The sequence below is a fragment of the Metallococcus carri genome (assembly GCF_011440275.1).
Classification (GTDB): domain Bacteria; phylum Actinomycetota; class Actinomycetes; order Actinomycetales; family Dermatophilaceae; genus Metallococcus; species Metallococcus carri.
The window spans coordinates 94,353-108,455 of sequence record NZ_JAAOIV010000011.1 but is presented as its reverse complement, the minus strand read 5'-3'; the positions used below and the strand labels follow the sequence as shown (position 1 = coordinate 108,455).

The window sequence follows — 14,103 nt, the reverse complement described above, 5'->3', positions numbered from 1 at the left end:
CAACCAACGAACGTTCACGCTGCTACGCGACACCCCTCAGCGCTGCAGTTGCATCAACCGTTCGTCGGCCGGGCCAAAACCGAGCCGCTCGTAGAGCGTGCGCGCCTTCGGCTCGGCATTCAGCTGATAGCGCGTGATGGCGTGCTCGTCGCCCCACCGCAGCATGGTCTTGAGCATCCGCTCGGCCGTCCCCTTGCCACGGTATGCCGGGCTCACGAACACCAGCTTCACGTGCAGCCAGCCGACCGTCGGCCGGGTCAGGCTCGGCAGCTTCTTCACCCAGGAGGTGACGACGAGCCCAACCGCCGTCCCGTCGTCGGCGAACGCCAGCCAGGTTGGCGTGCGCTCGAAATCGGCCAGCCACGCATCGGCATACTCGGTCAGAAAGCCGTCGCGACGCTCACCGCCATCCTCCAGATCGGCCTGCACGGTCAGCGCCGCGCATACGAAGGCGTGCTCCCGCTCGGCTGGCACGATCTGGATGCTCACGCGGGCATCGAAGCACGTCAGCCGCGGGTTTGTCCTCGCCCGCGCCGCATCAGCGGTGGTTGTGGGCCCCCGCGGCTCAGTTGTCGCCCGGCCGGGTCTCGTAGGCGCGACCCGACGGCGAAACCCAGGCGCACACCCCTTCCTTGGTCATCGTCACCCGCCAGTGCGTGGCGGTCTTGGCGCGATGGTGATGACGGCACAGCGCCTGCAGGTTGTGCACCGCGGTCGGCCCCTGCGGCCACGGCACGACATGGTCGAGGTCGCATCGGTGCGCCGGCACGGTGCAACCGGGGAACCGGCAGGTGACGTCGCGCTGGATCACGAGCCGCCGTATGTCGGCCGTGGGCGCGTAGGCGTCGGTGCGCAGCTCGAGGGTGGCGCCGGTGGCCGCATCGACCAGGGCGCGACCGAACCGCACGCCGAGCTTGTCGATCAGGCCGGTGACCACCTCCGCGTCGATGACCCCGACGCCCGGCACGGTCACCGGGCCGAAGGTCACGCCACCATCGACGCCCACGCCACCATCGACGCCCACGCCATCCCGATCACACGCGGGCGCTCCGGTGTCGCTTGCGCCATCCCAACCACGCGATTCCCCGTCCCCACTCACGTCTCCCGGTGGGGCCGAGCCATGCCCGAGCCGCCCCGCGCTGGCGCTCCCGTTCCCCGGCGGCGCCGAGTCGTGTTCCTCCCGGCGGGCGCCCGAGTTATCCGGCGGCGCCGAGCCACGCCCGACGCCTCCCGCATCGGCGCTCCCGTTCCCCGGCGGCGCCGAGCCACGTGCGTGCCCTTGGGCGGAGGCACTCGCATTCCTCGTCGGGGGCGAGCCCAGGCGCTTGCGCCATCGCTCGAGCTCACGCATCGCCTCGGCGAAACTCAGTGGTGGACCGAGCTGTGGCAGTCCGGCTCGCCGCAACTGCTCGCGCCGGTCCTCGTCGGTGAGCTTCGTGCGGCTGCCAGCCGATCTGCCCGTTGGAGGGCTCGTTGCAGGACCGCTGTCGGTCGAATCTCCCACGGCCGCAGGCACATTCGACGCATCAGCCGAACTCGGTGGATGTCCTGCCGCCCCACCCGTGGAGGTGTCCGGCCCAGCCGCAGCACCCGGACCAGCCGCCGCCGCTTGCCCGCATGAACCACGGCTCACCGGCACCTGGAAGATCAGCCGATAGTCGATCTGCGCGTTGTGATTGACCAGATCGTCCAACGCATCCGCCCGGTGCTGGCCGATGGTCTTGTCGCAGGTGGAGTCCGCTCGCAAGTGCTGCGCCAGCTCATCGACCGCGCCGTAGATGCGCGCCGCCTGCTCCGTCGGCAGCACGGCACGGAACTCGGTGAGACCACTGATCTGGTGACCGTTCACCCACACGCCAACCTCGTGACGCATCTCCCGCCGACGGGTCTCGCGGACCGCGTCCGACTCGAGCTCATGGATCAGCGCCCGCGCGCGCCGGGTGATCTTGCCGAGCGACCAGCCGGCGACTCCGGCCTTCCACAGCCGCCGCTGCACCGCCCGACGGGTCTGCTCGCTCGCAGTCTCGAGTTCGCGGGTGATGGCGTTGAGCCGCCAGACGTCCAGCTCCCCCTCGACAACCTTGGCGAGCAGCATCGGACAGGCCTGCACCGCGAGGGCCGCCTCATCGACGCGACGCGAAGCGGTCCGCGTGCCCCACCCCATCGCCGCCGCCAGGTCGGTGTCGGCGAACTCGGCCCGGTGTCCCATCGGCTGCTCCCCCACCGCCGTCTCGCCCGTGTCGGCATCGATGAGTTCGTCATCGACGGCCGCATAGCGAGCGATCGCGATCAGCTGCGCGGCCTGCACCGTGGCGAGCAGCCGCTGCGAGGCCCGGATCACGTCCTCCAACTCGCGCCGCGGATCGGCATCCACTCCGGTCGCACACTGAACTCCGGTCGCGGCCCCCTCGGGATGCAGCAGCGCGCGCGAGGCAGGGTGCGCGTCCGCGATCAACCGCTCGGTCGTCTCGCCCGTCATCAGCCGGGCACGGTCCAGCAACGCTGTTAAGTCAGCAGAGGCGCGCCTCGGCGAATCCTGTTGCGGCGCAACGGCTTCCACATCAGCGCGCGTCTCACCAAGCCCCAGCGAGGGCCCGTCGATGAGTCGCGTCGTTGCCATGAAAAGACTCTACGACCGACCACCGACAGACCTCCCCGGCACAACCTCGGGCCCGGCTGATCCGGCAGATCAAGCTCGCCCGGATAAGGTCCGCAGTGTGCGCATCCGGGTGAAGTCGATGGCGATCCTGCCCAATCCTGAGTTCACCGCCCACGCCGTCGCGGTGCACCCGCCGACGCCGGAAAGCCCGCACGGCTACCACCGCCTCATCGGCGGGAGCGTCGAACCCGGTGAGACCCACCGCGCCGCGATCGCCCGCGAGATCCGCGAAGAGCTCGGCGCCGAACTCACCGACGAGCACCTGCTCGGCGTCGTCGAGTCCATCTTCACCATCCGTGGTGCGCCGGGTCACGAGATCGTCTTCCTGTATGCCGGGCGCCTCACCCCGCCGATTCCGCCCCAGGGCACGACGCTCACCGAGGACGACGGCGCGCAGCACCCGGTGGTCTGGCGGTCCCTCAACGACGCCGACGAGCAACTCCCCCTCTACCCGGCCGACGCCGCGCGGTTCGTTCATCGCCTCCCCCGCACCGACCAGGACCGCCAGGCGGAGCGCGAGGCGACCGTGGCGGCATACGACCTCGATGCGGAGGCCTACGCGAGCGGCACTGGCGCGATTCCGGAGGACCTGCTGGCCGAGCTCGATCGGTTCGCCGGGCTCGTCGGCACCGGCGGCAGCGTTCTCGAGATCGGGTCCGGGCCCGGTCGCGATGCCGCCCTGCTCGAAGCCCGCGGGCTGGCCGTCGACCGCACCGACATCACGCCGGCCTTCGTCGACCGGATGCGCGCCGCGGGGCACAACGCCCGCGTGCTCGATCCGCTGCGCGATGATCTCGGTGGACCGTATGACGGCGCCTGGTGCGACGCCGTCCTGCTGCACCTGTCGCGCCCGGAGATGGCGATCGTGCTGCACAAGCTGCACCAGGCGATCCGGCCCGGCGGCCACCTCTACGCCGGCGTCAAGGAGGGCGACGGCGACGGCTGGACCCGCCACGGCAATGTCGCCGGCGCGCGGCACTTCACCTATTGGACCGAGCCGGCGCTGCGCGAGGTGCTGACGGCGGCCGGCTGGCGGGTCGACGAGGTCCACCGGGCACCTGGGCGCAGACTGCAGGAGACCTGGCTGAACGTGTTCTGCTCCCGCTGACGACGCCGACCAAAAAGAGACCGCCCCGACGGGCTGTTCAGCCGGTCGGGGCGGTCGACTCGCCGGGTGTCACCGCGTCAGTTCGCGAGAGCGCCGACGCCGTGGCCGCAGCGCCGACATCGCACCTCGGCGCGGCCGCGAGGACTGCAGCGCGGCCACCTGCTGCCGGCGAAGCGCAGCCTGTCGGCCGTGTTCCACCTGGGAGGGATAGGAGGTCAATTCGTACAACATGGGGATAGTTCCGATCGTCGAGCCGGAAACGGGCGCGACGCAGCGCACCGCAAACCGGCGAAAGGAGGAGAGTTGGAACTGCGACCGAGAAGGGTCAGCAGTCGGTGAGCGAGGCCGTGGCGAGCAGGACATCTGCGACGCCCATCGGGGCTTCGCCCACGACCTCGGTCGGGTTGATCGGGATCACATCGCCACCTCCTTCGCTCGAACTCACCCGGTCGACGACCGGAATCTGATGATCAGCTCCTGCTGATACGCCAACGCTAACGACCGCGGGAGAGCCCGAGCAACCGATTTATGTCGACGATCCCCGCCGAGTTCGATCGGGCCGGAAACCCTTGTCGCACAGGCACATTCACGTCATACCCACCGCTCGGGAAGCGGAGCCTCTGTCGCACACGGCCGAGTGATGCCAGGATCGTGACTACCGGGTCCCGCGCCGGTGGGACCACTTCGTGAAGGAGCCACATCATGGCGTCACGCCTCAACCCCTACCTCAACTTCGCCGACAACGCGGCCGAGGCCATGGCCTTCTACCAGAGCGTTTTCGGCGGCCAGCTGGACGTGATGAAGTTCGGTGACATGCCGAACAGCCCGGCCGAAGAGGCCGACAAGGTCATGCACTCGATGCTCACCACCGATGGCGGCTTCGCCCTCATGGGCGCCGACACCCCGAACGGCATGCAGCAGACCCCCAACGGCTCGGTCAGCCTCAGCGGCGACGACGCCAAGGAGCTCGAGGGCTACTGGACCAAGCTGTCCGACGGCGGTCAGGTGGGCGTGCCGCTGGAAAAGCAGATGTGGGGCGACGTCTTCGGCATGTGCACCGACAAGTATGGCGTCACCTGGCTGGTCAACATCAGCCAGCAGAGCTGACGCCCACGCCGACGACCGGGCCGCACCGGGTCAGGCCAGGGTCGGACTCGGTCAGGCCAGGTCGTCGGCGGTCGTGATCTGCGATCGGCTGTCGATTGCCTTGCGCACCAACGCAAGTGCCTCATCGACCGGCACTCCGTTGCGCTGTGACCCGTCGCGGAAGCGGAAGGACACCGCACCTGCCGCACGGTCGTCCTCACCAGCGATGAACACGAAGGGCACCTTCGACTTCGAGGCATTGCGGATCTTCTTGGGGAATCGGTCATCGGATTCGTCCAGTTCGACCCGCACCCCCGCGTCGCGCAGTTGCACGAGGACCGACCACAGGTAGTCGTTGTATTCCTCGGCCACCGGCACCCCGAGCACCTGCACCGGCGACAGCCACACCGGGAACGCCCCGGCGTAGTGCTCCACCAGCACGCCCATGAACCGCTCAATCGAGCCGAACTTGGCCGAGTGGATCATCACCGGCTGCTGCCGCGAGCCGTCGGCCGCCTGGTATTCCAGGCCGAATCGCTCCGGCTGGTTGAAGTCGTATTGCACCGTCGACATCTGCCAGGTGCGGCCGATCGCGTCGCGCGCCTGCACCGAGATCTTCGGCCCGTAGAACGCCGCGCCGCCCGGATCGGGCACCAGCTCGAGCCCGGTCTCGCGGGCCGCCTCCTCCAGGATCGCCGTTGCTTCATCCCACTGCTCGTCGGAGCCGATGAACTTGTCCTTCTTGTCGCCCTCGGTCTCGCGGGTCGACAGTTCCAGGTAGAAATCGTCCAGCCCGAAGTCGCGCAGCAGCGACAGCACGAACTTCAGCAGGTGCTTGATCTCGTCGGCCGCCTGCTCGGCGGTGACATAGGAGTGCGAGTCGTCCTGCGTCATACCGCGCACTCGGGTGAGACCGTGGACCACACCGGACTTCTCGTAGCGGTAGACCGAGCCGAACTCGAAGAAGCGCAATGGCAGCTCGCGATAGGAGCGGCCGCGCGAGGAGAAGATCAGGTTGTGCATCGGGCAGTTCATCGCCTTCAGCCGGTATTCCGCGCCCTCGAGCTCCATCGGCGGGAACATCGTGTCCGCGTAGTAGGGCAGGTGCCCGGAGGTGTGGAACAGCCCCGCCTTGGTGATGTGCGGCGTCCCGACATACTGGAAACCCTCCTCGATATGCCGCCGCCGGACGTAGTCCTCCATCTCGCGCTTGATCACGCCGCCGCGCGGGTGGAAGACCGGCAGCCCGGACCCGAGTTCGTCCGGGAAGGAGTAGAGGTCGAGCTCCACTCCGAGCTTGCGGTGGTCGCGCTTCTCGGCCTCGGCGAGCCGGTCGAGATAGGCCTTGAGTTCGTCCTTGGTCGCCCACGCCGTGCCGTAGATCCGCTGCAACTGCGGGTTCTTCTCCGAGCCGCGCCAGTATGCCGCCGCCGACCGCATCAGCTTGAACGCATTGCCCAGCACCTTGGTGGAGGGCACGTGCGGGCCGCGGCACAGGTCGCCCCAGGCGCGAGACCCGTCCCGGCGCAGGTTGTCGTAGATCGTGAGCTCGCCGGCGCCGACCTCGGCGGAGGCTCCCTCGGCCGCGTCGGCCGCCGCACCCTTGAGCCCGATGAGCTCCAATTTGTAAGGCTCCGAGGCGAGTTCGGCGCGCGCCTCGTCGTCGGTGACGACCCGGCGCTCGAAGGTCTGCCCCTCGTTGACGATGCGCTGCATCGCCTTCTCCAGCGCCTTGAGGTCCTCGGGTGTGAACGGGGTGTCCACGTCGAAGTCGTAGTAGAAGCCGTCGGTCACCGGCGGCCCGATGCCGAGTTTGGCGTCCGGGTTGACCTGCTGCACCGCCTGGGCGAGCACGTGCGCGGCCGAGTGCCGCAGGATCGCCAGGCCCTCCTCCTGGCCGAGGTCGACGGCCTCGACCGTCGCGCCATCCGGCACCTCACGGAACAGGTCCTGCAACTGCCCGTCAACCCGCATCGCCACGACCGACCGGTTGTCGCCGAACAGGTCGGTGCCGGTCGTCCCCTGCGCCACCTGCCGCGGTTCACCGGCGATGGTCAGCGTCACGTCTGCGGACACGGGGGACTCCTTCGAGCACGGGATCGGGTGGCCGCACACGGCATACGGCGTGGATCAGATTATCGGCCGGCCGCGAGACCGACTCACCCGGCGACGACAGCACGACGGCGGGCCCTGCGCACAGGGCCCGCCGTCGGTGAGTGCTGGCTGCGTTACTGCGGGTCGCGCAGGTTCGCGGTGCGGGTGCCGTCACCCGGCAGGCCCGTGGAATGAACGGTCGGGTCGTTCGGGTTCGTCGGACCGGTCGGGCCGCCGTAGCTGCCACCGGGCGTGGGCTTCTTGGCCTGCTTCTGGATCGCCTCCTCGGCCTTGTTGCTGGCCTTGGCGATCTTGTCGGCGTACTTGCCCTTGGTGACCTGGTTGACGGTGCCGCCGACGCGGTCGATGCCCGCGCGCACCTTGTCCGGGTTCTCCTGGGCGGCCTTCTTCGCCTTGGCGACGCCGTCGAGGGCAGCCTGCTTGGCCTGGGTGATGATGTCCTTGGCCTTGTCCGAGTTGCTCATTCGAGCCTCCTTCATTCGAGGGACCTCTCCCACCCCATCAACGATCCGAGGTCCCGGGTTGCTCCCAGCCTGCCAAGACCGAGGCCCGGATGGGTCCGATCAGGCCGTCGGATGGTCGGCGAGGATGTCGCGGCTGGCCTTCTCGCTCATCAGGTAGACCGCCGAGGCGATGAAGAATCCGGGGATATCAGGGAACACCGAGGCGTCCACGACCCGCAGACCCTCGACGCCCCGCACCCGCAGCTGACCGTCGACGACGGCCATCGGGTCACCATCGACACCGATCTTGGCGGTGCCGCATGCGTGGTGGCCCCACGCCTGGTCGCGCACGAAGGTCTCCAGCTGCGCCCGCTCGGTCGCCTCGTCACCGGGCACGAGTTCCCGCGCGACCGTGACCTCTTGCAGGTGGCCGACGATGTCGCGGGCGATCTCGATGCCGTCGACCACGCCGCGCAGGTCGCGCTCGTGACCCTCGCTGCCCTCGGTGAAATAGCGGAAGCGAATGTCCGGCGGTTGCGTCGGGTCGGCCGAGCGCAGCACGACCTCGCCCGCGCGGTTGGTGGTGTGCCCCTTGAGCACCAGGATCGACAACCGGTTGTGCGCCTGCACCGCGTCCTTGGCATAGCCCGGGTAATAACCGCGGAAGTCGATCGGTAGCGAGAAGATGATGAGATCCGAATCCTGCTGTGCCACAGAGGATTTCGCGATGATCGCGGCGAGACTTCCGTTGGTGCTGTAGGGCCCGAACTTCTCGTCGCGCCATTCCCGAAAGAGCGCGTCCCCCTGCTGCGGGTCCTTGGGCACATCCAGGTCGGCGCCCTCGAAGAGCGGATAGTCCTGCGTCAACTCCGACACCACCGACACCTCATAGCGGTCGTGCAGGTTCTGCCCGACGCCCGGCAGGTCGACGACCGGCTCGATGCCGAGCGCCCGCAACCGCTCCGCCGGGCCGATGCCGGACAGCATGAGCAGCTGTGGGGTGTTGAACGCTCCCCCGGCAACGATCACCTCCCGCCGCGCGCGAAAGGTCGTGCGCTCACTGTCCGTGTCGCTCGCCTGTTGCTCCGGCGAGGCACCGTATGCCGCCCGCCCGCTCACCGTCTCGACGCCCGTCGCCCGGCCGTCCTCGATCACCAGACGCGTCGCCAAGTGGTCCATCGCAAAGGCCAGCCGGCCGTCGGTGCGCTCGGCGACATCCAGCAGCCGCTCGCGCGACCCATTGCGGACGCCGTGCGACACGGCCACCGGGATGAACGCCATACCTTGGAAGTCGTCCGGGGTGTCCACGGCGTTCGGATCGCGCGGCAGGGAGATCGACTCCTCGATGCCGAAGCGGTCGCGCGCGGTCGCCTCCATCGCGCCGATGATGTCGAGGAACATCGGCTCGCGGCCACCGACGCGCGGGTCGGCGCGGGTGGTGCCGAGCCAGCCGTCGTGGCCGTGCTCGGCCTTGGCGTCGCGCTGCTCGGGCGAGTCACCGGGCAGCGGCTCGGCGTCCTGACCGGACCAGCGCTCCATCGCGGTGAAATGCTCGCGCATCCGCTGCGGTGACCAGCCGTCGTCGCCGGTCAGCTCGGCGAGGCGCTGCCAGTCGCTGTCGTGCGGATAGATCGTCACCATGGCGCTGACCGCGGTGCTGCCGCCAAGCGTGCTGCCGCGGGGATAGAGCACGCCGTCGCGGGACTCGACATACTTGCTGTCCCGCTGTTGCTGGGCGGTGTCGTCGGTATGCCGGACGTAGAAGTTCCAGGTCATCTCCCGGTCCTCGCTGGCGTAGGCCTGCATGATCGGGATGTCGTAGTAGGGGCAGTCGTGCAGGTTGCCCGCCTCGATGACCAGCACGCTGTGCCCGGCCAGGGCGAGATTGGCCGCGACCGGGCCACCACCCGCGCCCGAACCCACGACGACGAAGTCGTACTCCTGCTCCATCGGTCCACCTTTCCGTCGACGGTATGCCGAGCCTCGCCTTGCACCCTAGGCCGCGGCGACGACGTCTCGGCGCGATCAATCGGGTCCTGTCCCCGGTGAGTTCGACGGCTGTTGTTCACCCGAGCGGCACGCGGGCGCAAGGCTCGCGGAGAAGGCTCGAAGCTATGACGAATCTGGGGCGACGCGCCTTCCTGACCGGCATCACCGTTGCGGCGGGCACCGCGGCCACGAGCAGTCTCGGTGGTGCGCGCGCGAGCGCCGCGCCGGCCCTGGTGCGCACCGACCGGCTGACCTTGCCCTCCGGGGTGCAGACCGGTGACGTCACCACCAAGGAAGGGGTGCTGTGGGCCCGCTCCAGCGGACCCGGCCGGCTGATGGCCCAGGTGAGTAGCGGTCGGCATACCCGCCTGCTGCGCGGCGGCCTGGCGACCGACGCGACCGACCAGACGGCGCGGCTGCCGCTGCAGGGGCTCACGCCGGGTCGGGAGTACGACGCCGCGCTGTGGTTCGAGGACGAGAACGGCAACCGCGGCGAGGTGCAGCGCGCGCGGTTCGGCACCGCCTCGCACCAGCGCCGGGGCACCAGCTTCGTGTGGACCGGTGACACCTGTGGTCAGGGCTGGGGGATCAACCCCGACCTGGGCGGGATGACCGGCTACCGCGCGATGGCGCAGACGCGTCCGGACTTCTTCGTGCACGCGGGCGACACGATCTACGCCGACGGCCCGCTGCAGGCCACCGTCACCGAGCCGGACGGGAAGGTATGGCGCAATATCGTCACGCCCGAGGTGAGCAAGGTGGCCGAGTCGCTGACCGAGTTCCGCGGCCGGCACCGGTACAACCAGCTGGACCAGAACATTCGCGCGATGTATGCCGAGGTCCCGGTGCTCGCGCAGTGGGACGACCACGAGACGCACAACAACTGGTATCCGGGGCAGATCCTCACCGACGACCGGTACACCGAGCGGCGGGTGGACGTGCTTGCCGCCCGGGCGCGGCAGGCCTGGCAGGAGAACATGCCGATCGCGGTGCGCCGCACGACCACTGACGGCTTCGCACCCGAGCGGATCTACCGCAAGATCGCTCGCGGGCGGCACCTCGACGTCTTCCTGCTCGACATGCGCAGCTACAAGGACCCGAACACCGCGGGCACCGAGCCGCAGCTCACCCACATCCTCGGCCAGGAGCAGGCCGACTGGCTGATCCGTGAGGTGAGCCGGTCCACCGCTACCTGGAAGGTCATCTCCGCCGACCTGCCGCTCGGCCTCGTCGTGGCCGACGGCCCGGTCAACGAAGAGAGCCTGTCCAACCGCGACCCGGGCAAGCCGCTGGGCAAGGAGCTCGAGATCGCCCGGGTGCTCTCTGGCCTCAAGCGCAACCGGGTGCGCAATGTCGTCTGGATCACCGCCGACGTGCACTACTGCGCGGCGCACCACTACGCGCCCGAGCGGGCCGCGTTTACCGACTTCGACCCCTTCTGGGAGATCGTCGCCGGCCCGATCGCCGCCGGCAGCTTCGGGCCCAACGACCTGGACGCCACCTTCGGCCCGAAGGTCGTCTTCCAAAAGACCGCCGACTATCCCAACCAGTCCCCGCGCGGCGGCAACCAGTTCTTCGGCCACATCGCGATCGCCGACGACGGCCGCCTCACCGCCAGCCTGCGCAACAGCGCTGGTGCGGTGCTGTGGAGTCAGGACCTGGAGCCCCAGCGTCGCTGATCCGGCATGTGGTCAGCTCGTGATCGCGAAACCGCCGCCGGGCACGACGACCTGGGGTCCGCGGATCGACCCCCGCTGCGCGCCATCGGCGGTGTAGGCACGGCCGCTGCCTCCTGCCAGGCTCCCGGTCTGCCTCGTACGGGTCGTGCCGTTGACATACAGCACCGCATCACGTTGTGCCACACGGTGATAGCGCGCGGTGAGCACGGCCGGCTCGATCAGCAGGGCGTCCAGGTGCAGCTCACCGGTCGTGGTGATCTCGACCGCGACTGTGCCGGGTGGCAGTGGGGTCGGGAGGGGGAACGGTCGCAACAATCCGTCGGTCTCGACCACGCCGGTCTGGCGCAGCCCACCATTGGCGAGCGTGCCGAGCAGGTGGTGCCGACCGCGATCGTCGATCGCGGTGTAGGTGCTCGTGCCCTGGTCGCCGACCTGCCGCTCGATCACCGGATGCACCAACGCGCCATCGGCTCCGGTGACCGGCACGCGCACCGAACCTCCTTGTGGCACAACGACATACCCGCCCGCTGACCAGTTGGCCGCGCCCGTCCAGGCCGACGGTGGCGTGACCACGCGAGCGCCGCCGGCGAGCACGCCGGACTCCGCCTCCACTACCCGCAGCCCCCGCACAGTCGTAGCCGGTGATCGACCGGGCCAGTGCAGCCGCCGTCGGGTGCGCGTCGAGGGCCAGCATGGCCAGCAGGCCGTGGATGGTGGATTCCGCGCCGGAGTTGGGGTTGACCCGGCCGTCGAACTCGATGCCGTCGACCGTTGCGCCGGTCGCCGGGTCGTATGCCGGGCGCCCGCTCGGGTTGGCGCCGAAGAACCAGCCACCGGCCAGGCCGCCGAGTTGCAGGAAGCCCGCCGACCCGGTGAGGTCGGCGGCCGCCAGCAAGCCACTGACGCGACCCTCCGCGCCATACGCGATCTGCGCCTCACCCGGCATCGGCGACCAGGCGTTGTAGGGACCGCGGGAGGCGAGCAGCACCGGGGTGAACGACCCCACATCGGCCAGGGCGGCCTGGCGCAGACCGCCGTCACCGAGCACCGCGCTGGCCCGGCACAGCGCCTGCGGTGCCTCACCACCCCAGGCGTGCCAGAGGCTTTGCGAGTGCGTCCACGGCAACACGGCGCCGAACGGCCAGGTGCCGGTGCCACCGCTGCCCATCGCAGCGACACCCTCGGCATACTGCGACAGGGCCGTGCGGACCCGCGGCTGCGGATCGACGGTGGCGAAGGCGGCCAGGCCGAGCACGGCTTCGGCGGTCGCGTCGGCCCCGTCCTGGATCAACCAAGAGGGAACGCGCACGTCGTCGGCGATGTCCCATCGGCCATAGCGCGACAGGGAGCGTTGCTCGAGCGCGCCGAGAGCGAGCAGGAATCGTTCGCGCAGGAATCCGGCGAAGGCGGGATCTCTGGTGCGGAACGCGGCGTAGGCCTCCCCCAGCGCCCAGAGCAGCCGTGCGACCCAATAGGACTCGTCGCTGTCGGACGGATCGGGCAACTCGGTCGGCTGCGCGCTCGGCGTGAGCGTGCCGTCGGCCTGCAGCCACAGCACGACCAGTCCGGCGTAGGGCCCGGACGCGTCCTGCAGGAAGGTCAGGGTGCGCAACAGCTCGACCGCATCGCTGCGGCTCTGCGCGGATCCCGTTGTCTCCCAATCGCGCACGAAGACAACCGCAGCGCGGGCGATATCGTCGGCGTTGTAGGCACCCTGACCCCAGTGGCCGGTCACCGGGTCGTAGCTGCCGCCACCGACGCGCTTCCAGCCACCGCCAGGCAAGGCGTCGGCGTAGGTCCACGGCGCGCGCGCAACGGGGCGCTGCGCGACCTGCCAGGTGGTGTGCACCGCATCCGCTCGCAGCGGCACCTCGTCGAGCAGGAAGCGCAGGTGTGCCAGGTTGGTCAGCCGGCCCGGAGCGGCCTGGGCAGCATCGACGCCACCCCAGGTCGTCACCGCCGCCCCTGCGGCGACGGCCGTGCCCTGCAACAGGTGGCGTCGGCTGATCACGGCACCCTCACCTCCGACCAGCGGTCCTTGCCGGGTGTGAAGGTCGCCACGGCCAGCGTCGAATCGGACTGACCGTAGTAGGCAAACCAGCTGTCCTGGAAGAAGACCAGGCCCTCGACGAAGGTGACATTGGAAACGAGGCCATGGGTGTCCTCGTACGTCGTCGGCTCGATCCACGGCCGGGTGAGCTCGGCGAGGATCTCCGTCGGACGCGCCGGATCGATGAGCAGCTGGCCCGCGGTATAGCGCACCGTGCCGTCGGCGTTCTTGGTGGCGGCGTTGTGCACCAACAGGATCAGCCCGTCGTCGGTCACCAGCGGCTGCGGGCCGACCTCGACCAGGAAGTCGCTGAAGGTGCCCCGCCGCGGCGCCATGATCGGTGGCTCACTGTCGGGCGTGACCGGGGTCCAGTGCAGCAGGTCCGTCGAGGTCGCCAGCCAGATCGAGCCCTCGCCGAAATACATCAACCACTTCCCGTCCACCTGGACCGGCAGGATGCCGCCGGCCTTCGACCAGGGTCCGGGCCGGTCGTTGCCCTGGGGCTGGAAGGTGTCGAAGTCGGGGAAAAGCGGGCCGTGCTTGGTCCACTGCCGCAGATCGGTGGAGGTCGCAAGACACAGCAGCGCGTGCTCGCGATCCCAGCCGGTGTAGGTGAGGTAGTAGGTGCCGTCGATCTCGGTGACCCGCGGGTCCTCACACCCGAACCGGTCGTACTCCTCGCTCGGTGACAAGACCGGCTCGGCTTCCCGCTCGAAGGTGAATCCGTCTGTGCTCCAAGCCAATCCGACGTGCGAGATGATGTCGTCGGCGTGCGCGCGGTAGAGCAGCGCGACCTTGTCCTCGACGACGATCGCCGCGGGGTTGTAGACGCTGCCCGACTCCCAGGTGTCGCCCTGCGGGCTCATGATCGGGTTCTTGTCGTGCGGAGTGAACGGGCCGAGCGGGAAGGTCACGGGGCCGGTGGTCATCGTCTGGATTCCTTCGTCTGGTGCGGTCTGGTGTCGGGTCGATCA

11 protein-coding genes are annotated in these 14,103 nt (G+C 69.3%); 3 read left to right on the top strand and 8 right to left on the bottom strand.

Annotated elements, in window-relative coordinates:
* Nucleotides 1-36 precede the first annotated feature (36 nt).
* Entirely contained in the window at nucleotides 37-489 is a 453-nt protein-coding gene (locus tag G9U51_RS17515) for a GNAT family N-acetyltransferase (protein WP_166197725.1), read from the bottom strand.
* 76 nt (nucleotides 490-565) lie between these two features.
* Nucleotides 566-2,620 carry an HNH endonuclease signature motif containing protein gene (locus G9U51_RS14420; RefSeq protein WP_166197722.1) on the bottom strand — a complete coding sequence of 685 codons (2,055 nt, stop codon included), beginning with the start codon at nucleotides 2,618-2,620 and terminating at the stop codon, nucleotides 566-568.
* A gap of 97 nt (nucleotides 2,621-2,717) precedes the next feature.
* Here G9U51_RS14420 and G9U51_RS14415 point away from each other — a divergent pair, with 97 nt between their 5' ends.
* Nucleotides 2,718-3,767: an NUDIX domain-containing protein gene (locus G9U51_RS14415; RefSeq protein WP_174878645.1), complete on the top strand. Its 1,050-nt coding sequence runs from the start codon at nucleotides 2,718-2,720 to the stop codon at nucleotides 3,765-3,767.
* 702 nt (nucleotides 3,768-4,469) lie between these two features.
* Nucleotides 4,470-4,874 (top strand): VOC family protein, encoded by a 405-nt coding sequence (locus G9U51_RS14410; protein ID WP_166197717.1) that lies wholly within the window; start codon nucleotides 4,470-4,472, stop codon nucleotides 4,872-4,874.
* Between the two features lie 51 nt (nucleotides 4,875-4,925).
* On the opposite strand, the gene thrS is transcribed toward G9U51_RS14410, so the two are convergent.
* From thrS to G9U51_RS14395, 3 genes are all read right to left on the bottom strand, one after another.
* On the bottom strand, nucleotides 4,926-6,929 hold the full coding sequence (thrS, locus tag G9U51_RS14405; RefSeq protein WP_166197715.1) for a threonine--tRNA ligase: 2,004 nt from the start codon (nucleotides 6,927-6,929) through the stop codon (nucleotides 4,926-4,928).
* Between the two features lie 152 nt (nucleotides 6,930-7,081).
* On the bottom strand, nucleotides 7,082-7,432 hold the full coding sequence (locus G9U51_RS14400) for an antitoxin (RefSeq protein ID WP_166197713.1): 351 nt from the start codon (nucleotides 7,430-7,432) through the stop codon (nucleotides 7,082-7,084).
* A 99-nt stretch (nucleotides 7,433-7,531) separates the two neighbouring features.
* A complete protein-coding gene (locus G9U51_RS14395; RefSeq protein WP_166197711.1) occupies nucleotides 7,532-9,361 on the bottom strand; it encodes a GMC family oxidoreductase in 1,830 nt (609 codons plus the stop codon).
* A 164-nt stretch (nucleotides 9,362-9,525) separates the two neighbouring features.
* Here G9U51_RS14395 and G9U51_RS14390 point away from each other — a divergent pair, with 164 nt between their 5' ends.
* Nucleotides 9,526-11,079 carry an alkaline phosphatase D family protein gene (locus G9U51_RS14390; protein WP_166197709.1) on the top strand — a complete coding sequence of 518 codons (1,554 nt, stop codon included), beginning with the start codon at nucleotides 9,526-9,528 and terminating at the stop codon, nucleotides 11,077-11,079.
* Between the two features lie 12 nt (nucleotides 11,080-11,091).
* On the opposite strand, the gene G9U51_RS14385 is transcribed toward G9U51_RS14390, so the two are convergent.
* The 3 genes from G9U51_RS14385 to G9U51_RS14375 are packed head-to-tail and all read right to left on the bottom strand — an operon-like array spanning nucleotide 11,092 to nucleotide 14,058.
* A complete protein-coding gene (locus G9U51_RS14385) occupies nucleotides 11,092-11,286 on the bottom strand; it encodes a hypothetical protein (protein ID WP_166197707.1) in 195 nt (64 codons plus the stop codon).
* Nucleotides 11,287-11,320: 34 nt separating this feature from the next.
* The gene (locus G9U51_RS14380; RefSeq protein ID WP_166197705.1) at nucleotides 11,321-13,090 is read right to left on the bottom strand and encodes a twin-arginine translocation signal domain-containing protein; all 1,770 of its coding nucleotides are present in this window, start codon (nucleotides 13,088-13,090) and stop codon (nucleotides 11,321-11,323) included.
* Nucleotides 13,087-14,058, bottom strand: coding sequence for a glycoside hydrolase family 130 protein (locus tag G9U51_RS14375; RefSeq protein WP_166197703.1), 972 nt, complete (start codon nucleotides 14,056-14,058; stop codon nucleotides 13,087-13,089). Before G9U51_RS14375 ends, G9U51_RS14380 begins: the two co-directional genes overlap by 4 nt.
* Between the last annotated feature and the right edge of the window lie 45 nt (nucleotides 14,059-14,103).